Origin of the sequence: Halolamina rubra, from assembly GCF_000739555.1 — an archaeon.
In the GTDB taxonomy this organism is placed as follows: domain Archaea; phylum Halobacteriota; class Halobacteria; order Halobacteriales; family Haloferacaceae; genus Halolamina; species Halolamina rubra.
In genome coordinates this window covers 42,066-57,483 of the sequence record NZ_BBJN01000021.1, presented here as the reverse complement: position 1 = coordinate 57,483, position 15,418 = coordinate 42,066, and the positions used below count along the sequence as shown (strand labels likewise).

The window sequence follows — 15,418 nt, the reverse complement described above, 5'->3', positions numbered from 1 at the left end:
CAATGGTCGTAGGAGACGTGACGACGGGAACGGAGGTACTGGTGATCGGCGCGGGGCCGGGCGGCTACGTCGCCGCCATCCGCGCCGCACAGAACGGGCTGGACACGACGCTCGTGGACCGGGACGCGTACGGTGGGGCCTGCCTGAACTACGGCTGCATCCCCTCGAAGGCGCTGATCAGCGCGACGGACGTGGCCCACGACGCCCGCAACGCGACGGAGATGGGCGTCCACGCCGACCCCGTCATCCACACCGACGAGATGCAGGAGTGGAAGGAGGGCGTCGTCGACCAGCTCACCGGCGGCGTCGAGAAGCTCTGTAAGGCCAACGGCGTCAACTTGATGCAGGGCGAGGCGACGTTCGTCGACGACTCGACCGCCCGGATCGCCCACGGCGGCGAGGGGCAGGGCTCGGAGTCGATCGAGTTCGAGCACGCCATCGTCGCCACGGGCTCGCGACCGATCCAGGTGCCCGGCTTCGAGTTCGAGCACGAGCCGATCTGGTCCTCCCGGGACGCGCTCGACGTGGAGGAACCGCCCGAGAAGCTGGTCGTGGTCGGCGCCGGCTACATCGGGATGGAGCTCTCGACCGTCTTCGCCAAGATGGGCGTCGACGTGACCGTCGTGGAGATGCTCGACGGGATCCTCCCGGGGTACGAGGACGACGTGAGCCGGCCGGTGAAGAAGCGCGCCGACGAGCTCGGCATCGAGTTCAACTTCGGCGAGGCCGCGAGCGAGTGGGAGGAGACCGAGGGCGGCGTCGTCGTCACCACCGAGGACGAGGACGGCGCCGAGTACACGTACGACGCCGACAAGGTGCTCGTCGCGGTCGGCCGCCAGCCGGTCTCCGAGAGCCTCGACCCCGAGGCCGCGGGCGTCGAGGTCGACGAGAACGGGTTCGTCCAGACGGACGATCAGGCCCGCACGAACGTCGAGAACGTATTCGCTGTCGGCGACGTGGCCGGCGAGCCGATGCTCGCGCACAAGGCGAGCAAGGAGGGGATCGTCGCCGCGGAAGTGATCGCCGGCGAGCCCGCGGCGCTCGACCAGCAGGCGATCCCGGCAGCCGTCTTCACCGACCCCGAGATCGCGACCGTGGGGATGACCGAGGCCGAGGCCGAGGAGGCCGGCTTCGAACCCAAAGTCGGCGAGTTCCCGTTCCGCGCCTCCGGGCGCGCGCTCTCGACCGGCGAGAGCGAGGGGTTCGTCCGCATCGTCGCCGAGCAGGAGGCCGACTTCGTGCTCGGCGCGCAGATCGTCGGCCCCGAGGCCAGCGAACTGATCGCCGAGTGCGCGCTCGCCATCGAGATGGGCGCGACGCTCGAGGACGTGGCGTCGACGGTCCACACCCACCCGACGCTCGCGGAAGCGGTAATGGAGGCCGCCGAGAACGCCAACGACGAGGCGATCCACACGCTGAACCGGTAGCGAGCCGACAGCGCCTCTTCTCCGGCAGTTTCCGCCGTCGGTCGGTGCGAACCGAAGCGGGGTTGCTCTCCGCCAGCCCCACATCTTTCCGGCTGGAACGTGTTTCGGAACGTAATGAGTGACGAACACGGGAGCTTCTCCGAGATCCGTCAGTCGGTCGACGGCCACTCGATGAAGGGGCTCCTGCGCTACTGCATCCCGTACTGGCGGCGCCTGACCGTGGGCACCGTCGCCGCGTTCGTGGTCCGGTTGTCCCGACTGGTCCCGCCGTTGCTGGTCGGCGTGGCGATCGACCGCGTCATTCGGAGCGGGACCGGCGAGGGCGGCCTGCTCGTGAGCGCCGGCCTGCTTCCCACCGGGGAGATCACCGGGCAGGCCGCCCGGCTCCAGTTCCTCGAACAGCTGGTGATCATCGCCGGCGCCGCCTACGTCGTGCGGTCGCTGGCCCGCTTCGCCTCGCGGTACCTGTTCATGTCCACCGCCCAGAAGGTGCAGCGGGACCTGCGGAACGACACGTACGACCACATCCAGCGGCTCTCGCTGGGCTTCTTCGCCTCCCACCAGACCGGCGCGATGATGTCGGTGCTGAACCAGGACGTGAACCGGCTGGAGCAGTTCCTCAACACCGAGATCCGGCAGGCGATCCGCGTCGTCGCCACCGTCGGCGGCATCGCGGCGATCATGTTCTGGTACTCGCCGAAAGTCGCGGTGATCGCGCTGGCGCCGGTGCCGCTGATCGGGCTCGCCTCCGGGCGGTTCCTCACCTGGATCGAACCGAAGTACCGCGGCATCCGCGAGACCGTCTCCCGGCTGAACTCGCGGCTGGAGAACAACCTCGGCGGCGCCCGCGTGATCAAGACGTTCAACCGCTACGAGTTCGAGCTTGACCGTGTCTCCGACCAGAGCGAGACGTACCACGACGAGAAGGTCGGCGCGATCAAGATCCGGCGCGCGTTCTTCTCCGCGCTCCGCGTGATCACGGGACTCGTGTTCGTCGCGATGCTGTGGGTCGTCGGCAGCGACATCATCACCGGCTCCTCCAGCGCGCTCGAAGCCGGCGTCGTCGCGACGTTCTTCATGCTCCTGCGCCGGCTCTACGCGCCGATGCGCCGCGTGGGGAAGACGGCGAACAAGTACCAGCTCGCGAAATCCTCCTCCGAGCGCGTGTTCGGGATCCTGGGCCACGAGCCCGAGGTGACGACGCCAGAGGACGCCTACGTCCCCGAGTCGGTCAACGGCCACGTGGAGTTCGACGACGTGACGTTCAGCTACGACGAGAACGAGACGATCCTGAACGGCGTCGACCTCGACGTCGAGGCTGGCGAAACCGTGGGGCTCGCCGGGACGACGGGCGCGGGGAAGTCGACGCTGCTGAAACTGCTGCCGCGGTTCTACGACGTGGACTCGGGCGCGGTGCGCGTCGACGGCGTCGACGTGCGCGAGTGGGACCTCCCCGCGCTCCGTGAACACGTCGGCATCGTCGAGCAGAACCCGTACATGTTCTCGGGCACCGCCGAGGAGAACATCGCCTACGGCGACCTCTCGGTGCTCTCCGACGACGGCGAGTCCGTGAGCGACGCGGTCGTCGACGCCGCGAAGGCCGCCGAGGCCCACGAGTTCATCACCGACCTCCCCGAGGGGTACGACACCGAGATCGGCGAGCGGGGGGTGAAGCTCTCCGGCGGCCAGCGCCAGCGGTTGGCGATCGCCCGCGCGCTGCTGAACGACCCCGAGATCGTCATCCTCGACGAGGCGACCTCGGACGTCGACACCGAGACCGAGGAGCAGATCCAGCAGAGCCTCGACCGACTGACCGCGGACCGCACCGCGTTCGTCATCGCCCACCGACTCTCGACGATCAAGGACGCCGACCGCATCGTGGTGATGGAGGCGGGCCGCGTCGCCGAGACCGGCAGCCACGACGAGCTCCTCCGCGAGGACGGCGACTACGCGAGCCTCTGGGAGATGCAGGCCGGCGGCGCCGTGTCGGTCGCGTCGGCCGACGACTGACGCGCGCCACCGGTCGCTACTGGGTGTCGAAAACAGGGGATCAGCCGAAAACCGAGCGTCGATTACGCGTCGGACTCGCCGTCGGCCGCGTCGGACTGCTCGTTCTCGGCCTGCTCGCCGTCGCCGAGGTAGTCGCTGAGCGAGCTCCCGAGGTCGTCGATGGAGCCGTCCAGGAACGACCCGATGCGCTGGTGGATGCCGTCGACGTGGTCAGGCACCGCGTCGGGCAGGCCGCCGCTCGGGCCGACCTCGTCGGGGCGGTCGTCGTCGGCAGCGGGGTCGTCCGCGTCAGCGTCGTCGGCCGGCGCGTTGCCGGCCGTACTGTTCGCCTGGTCGGCGGGCGCGGCCGCACCGACTGCGACCGTGCCGGCCAACAGGAGCATCGCTGCCATCGTGAACGCGACTGCCTTGGTTGCTCTCATCGCATCCTCCGCTTGGCCGGGGAGGAGGATAAGGTGTGACGACGGCGAAGGCGATATTCGGCGGTTTTACCGGTTCTAAGTCCGTTTTAACCCGAATAAACACCGAGTTTAGCCGCCGCAGTGACAGCCCCGGCGACGAACATATCACGTTGCCACTGCGAGAACCTCGTGCGCGTGTGTACCCCCTTCGGAACCGCTTTGAACCCGGACACTCCACCACCACCTGAATGAAGGTCTTCGGCTCCAGCGGCACCCGGGGGGTCGCCGGCGAACAGCTCACCGCCGAGTTCGTCCTCCGGGTCGCCAAGGCCGCCGGCACCGTCTGGGACGCCGACCGCGCCGCCGTCGCCCGGGACACCCGAACCACCGGCGAGCTGTTCGCGAACGCCGCCGACGCCGGCCTCACCGCCGTGGGCGTCGACGCCGACCGCCTCGGCGTCGTCCCCACCCCCGCGGCCGTGCGCTACGCGGAGGTCGAGGGCGTGCCGGCCGTCGTCGTCACCGCCTCCCACAACCCGCCGGAGTACAACGGGATCAAACTCGTCGGCGCCGACGGCGTCGAGCTCCCGGTCGCCGAGCTCGAACGCGTCGAGGACTGCCTGCTGGGCGAGACGTTCGAGGAGGCCGGCTGGGACGCGACCGGCGCCTCCCGGCGCATCGACGGCGTCGCCGTCGACTACGTCGACGACCTGCTGGCGAACGTCGACCGCGCCGCGATCGCCGACGCCGACCTCACGGTCGCGCTCGACCCCGGCCACGGCGCGGGCGCGCTCACCAGCCCCGAGTTCTTCCGCCGGCTTGGCTGTGACGTGGTGACCGTCAACGGCCAGCCGGACGGTCACTTCCCCGGCCGGGACCCCGAACCGGTGCCGGAGAACCTCGACGATCTGGGCCGGCTCGTGCGCGCGGCCGACGCCGACCTCGGGGTCGCCCACGACGGCGACGCCGACCGCGCGATCTTCTTCGACGAGGCCGGCGAGTACGTCGAGGGCGACGCCTCGCTCGCGGCGCTGGCGGCCGAGGCGCTCGAGCCCGGCGACGCCACCGTCGCCGCGGTGAACGTCTCCCAGCGGCTCGTCGACGTCTGCGACGACGTGGGCGCCGACCTCGAACTCACCCCCATCGGCGCGACCAACATCATCACCCGGATCCAGGAGCTCCAAGCCGGCGGGCGGCGGGTCCCGATCGCCGGCGAGGGGAACGGGGGGATCTTCTTCCCGAACTACCGGCTCGTGCGCGACGGCGCGTTCATCGCCGCGAAGTTCCTCGAACTGCTGGCGGCGACGGGGGAGGCGCCCAGCGAGGTCGTCGGGCCGTACACCGCCTACGAGAACGTCCGGCGGAACATCGGCTACGACGGGGAGGGAGAGCTCAGCGCGATGCTCGGCGCGGCCGAGCAGTACGCCGCCGACGCGACGTGGAGGCCGAAACCGTCGACGGCTACCGCCTCGACTACGGCGACGCCTGGGTGCTGGTCCGGCCCAGCGGCACCGAGCCGAAGGTGCGGATCTACGCCGAGGCTCGCGAGCGCGAGCGCGCGGTCGAACTCGCCGACGCCGTCGAGAACGAACTCGCGGCGGCGCTCGACGACGCCTGAGCGCCCGGACCCTTCTCTCAGTCCAGCGCCCCGGCCAGTCGCTCCCGCGCCTCGCGGAGTCGCTCGGCCTCGGCCTCGATCTCGCCGTTCCGGAGCGCCTCGCGCTGGCTCTCGGTGAGCTGTTCCTCGGCGACGACGGCGTCGCGCAGCCGGTCGTAGTCGTCCCGCCGCGCGAGCTCGCGGAGGTCGCGGGCGAGCGCGACCGTCGCCGCGTCGGCGAACCGGGCGACGACCGACACCAGCTCGCTCGCGAGGTAGCGCAGTTCGGCCGCGGGCGGCGGCGAGCCGATCGTCAGCGGCTCGGCGTCGATGCGGTCGAGGTACGTCCGGTGGACCGGCACCGTCGTCTCGAAAGCGGTGGGGTCCTCGACGTAGTGCGACAGCTTCGAGCCGGAGTAGTCGGCGTAGGAGAGCAGTGTCGGGAGGGGCTCTTCGCCGGCTGGATGGTTTCGCACGTACTCGAGGAGGTCGTCCGGCGGGCGCTGGTAGTCGATCAGCGGGTAGAGCCGCATCGTCTCGACGAACCCCAGCAGCTCCCGGACCGGCGCGTCGTCGACGAACGCCGCGAACTCCTCGCGGACCGCCGCGTCGTAGCGGTCGATCGGCTCCGTGAGCGCCTCGGTCGGCGCCGAGAGGTCGGCGTCGCCGAGCCGGCGGAGTTCGGCGAGCTCGTCCAGCCGGCGCTCGATGGCGGAGAGCCGCTCGGACACCGCGCGCTCGGCGTCGTCGACGCGCTGCTCGGCGGCCTCGCGGCGGTCGAGCAGGTCCGCGATCTCCCGGGCGTCGGCGATCGCCTCGCGGGCGCGCTGGAAGTCGCTCTCGGAGATGGTGCGCTGGTCGACCGCCTCGTTGGCGGTCTCGAACCCCTCGCGCTCGGGGATCCCCTCGGGGAGCTCCTCGACCAGTTCGGCGAACTGGCTCTGGAACTCCAGGTACGCCTCGAAGTCGCCGGTGCCGGTCGCGGAGTCGGCGTAGCGGTCGAGCAGCCGGGTCGCCTCGCCCACGGCGTCGGCGACGGCCTGCACCGAGTCCTCGCCGTGGCGCTCGATCTCGGCGGCGATCGACTCCCGCTCGTCGCGGGCGTCGCGGAGCTCCGCGAGCAGGTCGTCGGTCGCGGGCGCGTCCGGGACGGGCTCGTCGGCGACGCTCATTCGTACGCTTCGTCGGGGTCGAACACCTGCTCGCCGGTGGTCTCCACGTCGACGGTCGTGCCGTCGTCGTCGACCGACTCGACGGAGCGGTGGAAGCAGGAGCGATACCCCGTGTGGCAGGCGCCGCCCGACTGCTCGACGACGTACAGCAGCGTGTCGGCGTCGCAGTCGACGCGCACGTCGACGACCGACTGGCCGTTGCCGCTGGTGGCGCCTTTCTCCCAGAGCTCGTCGCGCGAGCGGGAGTAGTAGTGGGCGCGGCCGGTGTCGACGGTGCGCCGGAGCGCCTCCGGCGAGACGTACGCGAGCATCAGCACCTCGCCGTCGTCGGCGTCCTGCGCGACCGCGGGGACCAGCCCGTCGTCGCCGAAGTCGATGTCGACCGCCGAGAGCTCGGACATACCCGGAGTGTGGGCGTTCGGACTCATAAACACCCGAGGCCGAGGGACGGCGACCGGCCCCCGAGCGGCCACAGAGTCATGTGGGTCGAACCGAACGTGAACACGTGACAGAGGACGGATCGGACCCCGTCGGCGGGGAGCTGACGACCGGCGACTCGATCGACGACCGCATCCTGGCGTTCAGCGAGACGCTCATCCGCTACACGGAGGTGGTCGCGGCGGTCGTGCTGGGGATCCTGTTCGCCATCGGCGTGTTCGACCTGAGCCTCCAGATCGTCCAGACCGCCGTCACCGGCTCCATCACCGACCCCCTGGTCGTCGTCGGCTTCATCGACACGGCGCTGCTGCTGTTCATCATCGTCGAGGTGTACCAGACCGTCGTGGCGTACACCCAGGAGTCGGACACCCGCCGGATCGTCCGGCTCGTGATCTACACCGGCGTGATCGCGATGGTGCGGAAGGCGATCATCTTCCGGACCGGCGAGTACGCCGACGAGCGCGCCGCGCTGTTCGCCGCGGGGGCGTACACGCTGCTGCTCCTCGGGCTCGCGGTGCTGCTGGTGGTCGAGCGCCGGGAGTGATCAGGCCAGCCCCAGCGCGGTCAGCAGCCCGTACAGCACGTCGCCGTAGGTGAGCGCGACGAGCAGGCCGACGAACATCGGGACGATGAACGGGAGGCCGGGCGAGAGCCACACCTCGTCGGTCCCGGTGACGGTCTCCAGCCCCGCACGGAGCGTCTCGGGGTCGGTGCCGTACGCCGAGCCGTCGATCTCCTCGAGGAAGCGCTCGGCGGCCCAGGGGTCGTCGTAGTCGCCGTCGGTTGCGTCGGGCGCGTCGCCGGCGGCCGAGGCGGCGTCGTGTTCGACGGCCGCGGCGTCGACGGCGCCGTCGGTCGCGTCGAACGTCTCGCCGACGCTGTCGGGGTCGCGGTATCGTTCGGGGTGGGCGCGGAGCTCCGCGAGCGGGAGCCCGCGCCAGCGCAGGTACATGCGCAGGGCGTCGAGATCCAGCCCCGAGCGGGTGAACCCCGAGGGGTCCTCGAACAGCCGGCCGTGGTGTCGCGTGAGGCTCCCGACCGGAACCACGCGGGCGAGGAACATCACCGGGGAGAACTCCCCCGCGAGCGCGTTCCGGACCGTCAGCGCCACCGGGAACAGCGCGCCGACGAGCACGGTGTCGGTCAGCACCGTCAGCGAGAACACGCCCACGAGCGTCGGTTCGGCCGGCAGCACCGGCGGGAGTTCGACGCCGAGCAGCGCCCGCGGCGGGTAGTACGCCGGGTACGTCGGGAACAGCACCGCCAGCGCCATCAGCGCCTTCGCGTCGGCGCCGCCGAACCCGCCCAGCCGCCAGAACCCGTACGCCAGCGGGACGATCAGCCCCAGGCTCAGCGTGATCCGGATCAGTTCCAGGCGCGCGAAGGGGGTGCCGAACGGCGCCAGCCGGGCCAGATCCGCCGCCAGCAGGACGGCGCCGAGGCCGCCGAGGACGTACCACACCCAGTTGGGCACCCGCCGCGTGCGGACGTCCCGGAGCGCGGCCCACCCCAACAGCGGCACCGCGAGCAGGCGCGCGATGTCGCCCGGCGAGGCGACGGTCCCCAGCGAATCGAGCACGTCCCGCACGCCTGCGGCAACTGCCAAAGCGTTTGGGGAAACCGGGCGAGCGCGACCGTCCGGGAGCCCGCACGTGATTACCGCATGAGGTAGCCTTATTACCAACCGTTCGAACTTCCCCACATGTCGACACGTTCCATTCGTGGTACTGTCGGTGGGTTAGGAACCAGAGCCAACCCCGCGTTCGCGGGCGGCGTCGTCGCCGTCTCGCTGCTGGCGGTGGGGTACATCGCCTCCGGGGCGGCCTCCGTGACGGCGCACACGTACGTCCACGTGATGACGGGGCTGCTCTGGACGGGGACGGACCTGTTCATCGGCGCGGTGCTCGGCCCCGCCATCGGCGGGCTGGACGAGGAGCAGAGCGCGGCGGTGTTCACGCGGCTGACGCCGAAGACCACGTTCTTCCTGCCGTCGATGGCGTTCGTCACCATCGTCGGCGGCATCACACTGGCCCAGCGGCTCGGTCACTTCCCCAACAGCGAGCCGTGGCTGGCGCTGTTCACCGCGGCGAACCTGCTGCCGGCGCTGCTGCTCGCGGGCTGGCGGCTGGACGTCTTCGACGACCGGCGCTGGCAGGGGCTGTTCGCGGTGTCGGCGGTCGGCTCGCTGGCGTGGGTCGCGACGACGATCGGCGACCTGCAGTCGGTCCCGCTGCTGATCACGCTCTCGCTGGGGATCGTGACGCTGCTGTCGGTGCAGGGGTTCGGCTTCCTGCTGCCCGGCGAGATCCGGATGTACCAGGAGATCACGTCGGCCGACCCCGACGCGAGCGTCATCTCCCGGATCGGCGCGCGGAACGCGAAGCTCGGCGGCGTGCAGGGCGTGATGCAGCTGGTGCTGATCGGGCTGATGGTGTCGCTCAGGTGGGTGTGAGGAGACGGAGAGCGGGCGGGGGCGAGCGACGCGCTGGCCCTCGTCGCCCGGCAAAAAGACGCGGTCGACGGACGCGGGCCCGCGTTAGATGACGCGGTTCTGGAGGTAGTCGAGGTGCTTCGCGTTGTAGACGATCTTGACCTCGTCGGCGGCCGGCGAGCCGATACAGGTCAGGCGGACGTTCTTGTCCTCGACCTCCTCGTCGCTGAGGATCTGCTGCATGTCCATGTCGATCTCGCCCTGCTTCACGATGGCGGCGCAGTTCGCACACGCGCCGGCGCGGCAGGAGAACGGCCAGTCGTACCCCTGGGCCTCGGCGGCCTCGAGGATGTACTCGCCCTGGTTCACTTCGAGCGTGCCGTAGTCCTCGGCGTCGAGGCCCGCGTCGGCGGCCTGCTCGAACAGGTCGTCGTCGTCCATCGACCAGCCGTGGTCGTCCAGCACTTCGTAGTTGAGGTATTCGACGGTTGGCATCAGCCCAACGTTCACCTGCCACCGTATAGGGTTTTGTGGTTCTCCCCGAAAATCGGGCGTCTCAGAGCTTTAGGGGAGCCAAAACCCGCCACATCGCTTTTCCCGTTCGCGGACGAAATTCTCGAGTTCAGCCGCGTAGCTGGAACCGGTCGACCGCTTCGCGGTGTTCGCGGTCCCACGTCAGCGCCCGCTCGGCGGTCCACTCGACCGGGTCGATCTCGGTGTCGGCGACGCGCTCGGCGTCGGCGACGCTCCCGCCGCGGGCGAGCGTCACGTGGGGGACGTAGTTCTCCCCCTCCAGCGCGTCGACGACCGGGAACTCCCGGCAGAGCCGCCGGTGGAGCTGGCGGATCCCCTCGCTCTCGACGCTGAGGTAGACGACGGGGCCGCGCCCGTCGGGCGGGTCGGCGAAGTAGTCGACGCCGTCGATCCGGACGGGGAACGGTCTGGTCTCGTCGAGCACCCGGCGGAGGCGTTCGCGGACGCCGCCGCCGCCGCGCTGCCACGTGTCGGCCTCGATGCGCTTGACGACGAGGGTGTGGCGCTCGCGCACCCGCTCGAACGGGGTGAGTTTCGGGTGGAGGCTGTCGGCGAGGCGTTCGACCGCCGGCGGGACGCGGAGGTTCACTGCGGGGGGGTGACGGCGGTGCTGTCGGCGCGACGGTTCACGGCGGAAAACTGGCGGTCGGGAGTGAAAAGCGCGTCGTCAGCGTCGGTGTGGCGGCCCGGTACCGCGTCGCGTTAGATCCGGTCCAGCAGCCAGAGGATCACCAGCACGATGATCACGATCCCCAGCAGGTCCGGGATCAGGCCGAGCAGTCCGGTGAACAGCTGGAGCACCTCGCCCAGCAGTTCGATGACGAGCCACACCACCACGAGCAGCAGTATCAGCTTCAGCAGGTCCTCGGCTTCGAGGCTACCTCGCGTGTTCATGCGAGTTGCGTCCGCGGCGGGTACGCAAAAGCGCTGTGGCCGTTTCCGCGGGGTTCGGGGGAGAAAGTGGCGGGTTTCGAACACGCCGGGGCGGCCCGGAAGCTGGGACGGCAACGCCTTTACTCCGGGGCGACCCACGTTCGAGCGAATGGATCCACGGACCGTCCTCCCCGGCACGTCCTGTCGCGGGGACGCCGACGCCTCCGGCGCCTCGTGCTGGGGGCCCCGTGTGCTCGCAGTGGCGTTGACGATCCTGCTCGTCAGCTCGGGCGTCGGTGCCGCCGCGGAGCTCCCCGCGCTCCAGACCGGGGACGTGGAGACGGACACCGTCGTGCTGGAGGCCGCGGTCGACGAGGACGGCGACGCCCGGTGGAGCATCGAGTACCGCGTCGCCCTCGACGACCAGAACACCACGGAGGCGTTCGAGAGCCTCCAGCGGGACATCGAGCAGAACACCAGCGACTACCGGGGGCAGTTCGCCTCGCGCATGGAGCGGACGGTGTCGACCGCCGAGAACGCCACCGGCCGGGAGATGGCCGTCGAAAACGTCACCGTCGAGGCCCGGACCAGCCCGCTCAGCGGCGAGTACGGGATCGTCCGCTACAGCTTCGAGTGGGTCGGGTTCGCGCAGGTGTCCGAGGGGCAGATCGCCGCCGGCGACGCGCTGGCGGGGCTGTTCCTCGACGCCGACACCGAGCTCACGATCAGTTGGCCCGAGGGGTACGTCGTCGACGTGGCCGACCCGGAGCCCGACCGCGAGGGCGACAACTCCGTGACATGGACCGGCCCCCACGAGTTCGACGCGGGGCAGCCCCAGGTCGTCCTCAGCCCGGAGGGCGGGTCGCCGCCGCTGGGCGCGATCGTCGGCGTCCTGCTGTTCGCGGCCGCCGGCGTCGTCTGGTACTACCGCCGACAGCAGGCCGCCCGCGCCCGCGAGGCGTCCGAAGGGGGCGCCCCCGTCGACGACGCCCCCGCCAGTGACGCCGCCGCCGAGACGGCGAGCGACGCGTCGACCGGCGCGGCCGCCGGGGGCGCCGCGGCCGCCGCCGACGAGGCGGGCGCGCCGGCCGACGACACCCCGGAGGAGCTGCTCAGCCCGGAGGAGCGCGTGATGCGCCTCCTGGAGCGCAACGGCGGCCGGATGAAGCAGAAGGCCGTCACCGAGGAGCTCGACTGGAGCGCCGCCCGCACGAGCCAGGTCGTCGGCGACCTGCGCGACGAGGGGAAGGTGGAGTCGTTCCGGCTCGGCCGGGAGAACGTGCTCAAGTTCCCGGACGACGAGGACGAATCCCCGCCCTCCCCGCGTTAAGCTGGGTTAATCGGGGTGAAGCCGGGTGGAGCGAGTGGACGGTTTTTACCGATGGGTCGCTACCTCACGGCTGTGAAACGAGTCGCTATCGTCGTCGTCACGCTCGCCGTGATCGCCGGCAGCGTCCCCGCGGCCGCGACGCTCTCCGGGGCCCAGGCCACGGAGGCCGACCGGCCGGCACCCGGCGCCGCGTTCGCGGGCGTCGTCGACGTCCAGCAGGCCGAGGTCGACAGCGAGGTCGCCCGGCGATCGCTCGACCGACAGTTCGCGGCCGCCGAGTCCAACCGCTCGAAGGCCCGGATCGTCGCCGAGCAGCAGGGCCGCCTCCAGGAACGGCTGACCGAGCTCGAGGCCGAGAAGGATCGCCTCGAGCGCGCCCACGAGAACGGCAGCATCGGACAGGCGCAGTACGAGGCCCGACTCGCCGCGCTGGCCGCCCAGCTCCGGGCGGTCGAGCGACGGGCCAACCAGACGGCGACCGTCGCCGACGCCCTGCCCGAGCAGGCGCTCCGGGCCCAGGGCGCCGACGTGAGCGAGGTCCGCTCGGTGGCCCAGCAGGCCAACCGCGCCGGCGGCGGTGAGGTCGCCGAGGCGGCCCGGAAGATCGCCGGCGAGGACGTGGGGAACGGGCTGGGCCCGCCCAACGCCTCCGCCCGCGGCCCGCCCGAGAGCGTCGACCCGTCCGAGAGATCAAGACCGAACGAATCCACGACCGGGCCGCCGGCGGGTGTTGACGGCCAGAACCGGACCGAGAACCGCTCCTCGCCCGGCGGCGTCGACAGACCCGTGACCGGCGACAGCCCGGCGAACGCGATCGGCGGGAGCAACGAGACGGTCCGCAACGACAGCAGTGGCGCACAGAACAGCGGCAGCGAGGCGCAGAACGGCAGCGACGCGGCTCCGAACGGGACGAACGGATCGCCGAGCGGCAGCACGACGGGGACGCCGACCCCCAGCGGCGACTCCGTGACGGAGCGCGACGCCGGCGCCGACGACGACGCCCCCCGCGACGGGGAGACGACGGTGACGGCGACGACGACGCCTTAGAACTCCGCGTCCGGCTCGGGCGCGACGCCCTCCTCGCCGCCGTCGAGATCGAACTCGTTTCGCAGTTCCCTGATCCGGTCGCGGATGTCCGCCGCGAGTTCGAACTCGAGGTTGTCGGCGGCGGCCTCCATGCGCTCTTCCAACTGCTCGACCTGGCGAGCAGCGGCGTCGGCGTCGCCGACTTCGGCGTCCGCGGCGCCGGAGGCGTCGGTTTTGCTCCCCGGCAGGTTCGTCTCCCCGATCGCCTTCTCGATCGTCGTCGGTTCGAACCCGTGTTCCTCGTTGTAGCGCTGCTGGATCGCCCGACGGCGCCGGGTCTCCTCGATCGCGCCCCGCATCGCGTCGGTGCGCTCGTCGGCGTACAGCACCACCTCGCCGTTGACGTTGCGCGCCGCGCGGCCCATCGTCTGGACGAGCATCGTCTCCGAGCGCAGGAACCCCTCCTGGTCGGCGTCGAGGATGGCGACGAGGCTGACCTCGGGGATGTCCAGCCCCTCCCGGAGCAGGTTGATGCCGACGAGCACGTCGATCTCGCCGAGCCGGAGCGACCGGATGATCTCGTGGCGTTCCAGGGTGTCCGTCTCGTCGTGCATGTACGCGACGTTCACGCCGGCCTCCTCGAGGTACTCGGTGAGATCCTCGGCCATCCGCTTGGTCAGCGTCGTGACGAGCGTGCGCTCGTCGCGCTCGATGCGGTCGTCGATGCGGTCCATCAGGTCCTCGATCTGCCCCTCGGCGCTCGTCACCTCGACGGCGGGGTCGACGAGGTGGGTGGGGCGGACGATCTGTTCGACGATCTGGTCGGACTCCTCGCGCTCGTAGTCGCCCGGCGTCGCCGACACGTACAGCGTCTCGTCGGTCTTCGCCTCGAACTCCTCGAACGTGAGCGGGCGGTTGTCGTACGCCGTCGGCAGCCGGAACCCGTTCTCGACCAGCGAGTCCTTGCGGGACTTGTCGCCCTCGAACTGGCCGCGGATCTGCGGGAGCGTCTGGTGGGACTCGTCGACGACGGTGAGAAAGTCGTCCGGGAAGTAGTCGAGTAGCGTGTAGGGGGCCTCCCCCTGCTCGCGGTCGGAAAGGTGGACGGAGTAGTTCTCGATCCCCGAGCAGTAGCCCGTCTCCTGCAGCATCTCGAGGTCGAACGTCGTTCGCTCCTCGATGCGCTGGGCGGCGACGAGGTCGCCCTGAGTCTCGAAGTGGCGCACGCGGTCCTCCATCAGGTCCTCGATCTCCGCCATCGCCTCCTGCAGGCGCTCCTCCGGGATCGAGTAGTGCTCCGCGGGGTGGAGGAGGACCGCGGGCTCCTCGCTGACGACCTCGCCCTCGAGCGTGTTCACCTTCCGAATGCGGTCCACCTCGTCGCCCCAGAACTCGACACGCACGGCGTAGCGGCCGTACATCGGGAAGATCTCGACGGTGTCGCCGCGGACGCGGAACGTGCCCTGCGTGAAGTCCACGTCGTTGCGCTCGTAGTTCAGGTCGACCAGCTGCCCGAGCAGCTCGTCGCGGTCGATCCGCTCGCCCTGCTCGAGTTTCAGCGACATGTCGACGTAGTTCCGCGGATCGCCGAGCCCGTAGATCGCGGAGACGGAGGCGACGACGATCACGTCCTCGCGGGTGAGGAGCGATCGCGTCGCGGAGTGGCGCAGTCGGTCGATCTCGTCGTTGATCGACGCGTCCTTCTCGATGAACGTGTCCGACTGCTCGACGTACGCCTCGGGCTGGTAGTAGTCGTAGTAGGAGACGAAGTACTCGACGGCGTTGTCCGGGAACAGCTCCCGGAACTCCTCGTACAGCTGGGCCGCGAGCGTCTTGTTGTGGGCGATGACGAGGGTAGGCTGCTGGATCTCCTCGATCAGCCACGAGACGGTGTTGGTCTTCCCCGAGCCGGTGACGCCCAGCAGCGTCTGCCGGTCCATCCCCTCGCGGAACCCCTCGGCCAACTGCTCGATCGCCTCGGGCTGGTCGCCCGCGGGCTCGAACGGGGCGTCGACGCGGAACGGGCGCTCGGCGTCGGGCCGGTCCGGGGAGAGGGGACCGCTCTCGGAGTCGCTCATTACCGGACGCAGGGGCTCGCAGAACTTGAGGAACCCGGTCGCGGGGGTCGGCCACGAGCAGTGGAGGGCGTCGTGACAGACTCACTGCAAATATTCGTTTC

The 15,418-nt window shown here is 70.5% G+C and carries 14 protein-coding genes and 1 pseudogene; 7 read left to right on the top strand and 8 right to left on the bottom strand.

Annotation, left to right across the window (positions count from 1 at the left end):
* Positions 1-2 precede the first annotated feature (2 nt).
* Both lpdA and ACP95_RS06110 read left to right on the top strand, forming a co-directional pair.
* On the top strand, positions 3-1,427 hold the full coding sequence (gene lpdA, locus ACP95_RS06115) for a dihydrolipoyl dehydrogenase (RefSeq protein ID WP_049980360.1): 1,425 nt from the start codon (positions 3-5) through the stop codon (positions 1,425-1,427).
* A 114-nt stretch (positions 1,428-1,541) separates the two neighbouring features.
* The gene (locus ACP95_RS06110) at positions 1,542-3,437 is read left to right on the top strand and encodes an ABC transporter ATP-binding protein (RefSeq protein ID WP_049980359.1); all 1,896 of its coding nucleotides are present in this window, start codon (positions 1,542-1,544) and stop codon (positions 3,435-3,437) included.
* A gap of 62 nt (positions 3,438-3,499) precedes the next feature.
* Here ACP95_RS06110 and ACP95_RS06105 read toward each other — a convergent pair whose 3' ends face one another.
* Entirely contained in the window at positions 3,500-3,859 is a 360-nt protein-coding gene (locus ACP95_RS06105; protein ID WP_049980358.1) for a hypothetical protein, read from the bottom strand.
* 227 nt (positions 3,860-4,086) lie between these two features.
* On the opposite strand from ACP95_RS06105, the pseudogene glmM reads away from it, so the two are divergent.
* A pseudogene (gene glmM / locus ACP95_RS06100) lies at positions 4,087-5,456 on the top strand (phosphoglucosamine mutase).
* A 17-nt stretch (positions 5,457-5,473) separates the two neighbouring features.
* Here the strand turns inward: glmM and ACP95_RS06095 are convergent.
* Complete coding sequence (locus ACP95_RS06095; protein ID WP_049980357.1) at positions 5,474-6,607, bottom strand: DUF7118 family protein; 1,134 nt, start codon at positions 6,605-6,607, stop codon at positions 5,474-5,476.
* On the bottom strand, positions 6,604-7,008 hold the full coding sequence (gene hisI, locus ACP95_RS06090) for a phosphoribosyl-AMP cyclohydrolase (protein WP_049980356.1): 405 nt from the start codon (positions 7,006-7,008) through the stop codon (positions 6,604-6,606). The genes ACP95_RS06095 and hisI overlap by 4 nt, the downstream gene beginning before the upstream one ends.
* Positions 7,009-7,112: 104 nt before the next feature.
* Here hisI and ACP95_RS06085 point away from each other — a divergent pair, with 104 nt between their 5' ends.
* The gene (locus tag ACP95_RS06085; protein WP_049980355.1) at positions 7,113-7,589 is read left to right on the top strand and encodes a phosphate-starvation-inducible PsiE family protein; all 477 of its coding nucleotides are present in this window, start codon (positions 7,113-7,115) and stop codon (positions 7,587-7,589) included.
* Here the strand turns inward: ACP95_RS06085 and ACP95_RS06080 are convergent, their stop codons facing one another.
* Positions 7,590-8,612 carry an A24 family peptidase gene (locus ACP95_RS06080; RefSeq protein WP_049980401.1) on the bottom strand — a complete coding sequence of 341 codons (1,023 nt, stop codon included), beginning with the start codon at positions 8,610-8,612 and terminating at the stop codon, positions 7,590-7,592.
* Positions 8,613-8,747: 135 nt separating this feature from the next.
* On the opposite strand from ACP95_RS06080, the gene ACP95_RS06075 reads away from it, so the two are divergent.
* Positions 8,748-9,497, top strand: a complete 750-nt coding sequence (locus tag ACP95_RS06075; protein WP_049980354.1) for a hypothetical protein — start codon at positions 8,748-8,750, stop codon at positions 9,495-9,497.
* 84 nt (positions 9,498-9,581) lie between these two features.
* Here ACP95_RS06075 and fer read toward each other — a convergent pair whose 3' ends face one another.
* The 3 genes from fer to ACP95_RS06060 all read right to left on the bottom strand — a co-directional run bounded on the left by fer (position 9,582) and on the right by ACP95_RS06060 (position 10,904).
* Positions 9,582-9,971 (bottom strand): ferredoxin Fer, encoded by a 390-nt coding sequence (gene fer, locus ACP95_RS06070; protein WP_049980353.1) that lies wholly within the window; start codon positions 9,969-9,971, stop codon positions 9,582-9,584.
* A gap of 127 nt (positions 9,972-10,098) precedes the next feature.
* Positions 10,099-10,599, bottom strand: a complete 501-nt coding sequence (locus ACP95_RS06065) for a 2'-5' RNA ligase family protein (protein ID WP_049980352.1) — start codon at positions 10,597-10,599, stop codon at positions 10,099-10,101.
* A 113-nt stretch (positions 10,600-10,712) separates the two neighbouring features.
* Complete coding sequence (locus ACP95_RS06060; protein WP_049980351.1) at positions 10,713-10,904, bottom strand: DUF7554 family protein; 192 nt, start codon at positions 10,902-10,904, stop codon at positions 10,713-10,715.
* Between the two features lie 148 nt (positions 10,905-11,052).
* On the opposite strand from ACP95_RS06060, the gene ACP95_RS06055 reads away from it, so the two are divergent.
* Both ACP95_RS06055 and ACP95_RS06050 read left to right on the top strand, forming a co-directional pair.
* A complete protein-coding gene (locus ACP95_RS06055; RefSeq protein WP_049980350.1) occupies positions 11,053-12,213 on the top strand; it encodes a DUF7345 domain-containing protein in 1,161 nt (386 codons plus the stop codon).
* 72 nt (positions 12,214-12,285) lie between these two features.
* Positions 12,286-13,260 carry a hypothetical protein gene (locus tag ACP95_RS06050; protein WP_049980349.1) on the top strand — a complete coding sequence of 325 codons (975 nt, stop codon included), beginning with the start codon at positions 12,286-12,288 and terminating at the stop codon, positions 13,258-13,260.
* On the opposite strand, the gene uvrB is transcribed toward ACP95_RS06050, so the two are convergent.
* Positions 13,257-15,317 (bottom strand): excinuclease ABC subunit UvrB, encoded by a 2,061-nt coding sequence (gene uvrB, locus ACP95_RS06045; RefSeq protein WP_049980348.1) that lies wholly within the window; start codon positions 15,315-15,317, stop codon positions 13,257-13,259. The two genes, ACP95_RS06050 and uvrB, sit on opposite strands and share 4 nt — an antisense overlap.
* Positions 15,318-15,418 lie beyond the last annotated feature (101 nt).